A 237-nucleotide genomic window follows, 5' to 3' on the forward strand; every position below is an offset into this window, starting at 1 on the left:
GCTACACCTTCACCGGTGGCAACGGCTTCTCGGCTATCCTGTCGCTCGAAGAAGGCGGCAACGGCGACTCCGACGTTGACGTAACGCTGAACGACTACACGCCGCACGTTGTTGGCGGTCTGAAGTATGCCGGCGGCTGGGGTTCGCTTGCCGCTGTTGCTGCCTACGACGCAACAAATGAAGAATGGGCCGGTAAGATTCGCGCCGACATCAACGTTACGGATCGCTTCTCGGTCT

Annotated in this window: 1 protein-coding gene; it reads left to right on the forward strand. The window is 59.5% G+C overall.

Annotation, left to right across the window (positions count from 1 at the left end; translation table 11 throughout):
• A partial coding sequence (locus F9K91_RS25790; RefSeq protein ID WP_208852741.1) for a porin occupies positions 1 to 237 on the forward strand: 237 nt, incomplete at both ends.

Source organism: Brucella tritici (assembly GCF_008932295.1).
Lineage (GTDB): Bacteria > Pseudomonadota > Alphaproteobacteria > Rhizobiales > Rhizobiaceae > Brucella > Brucella tritici.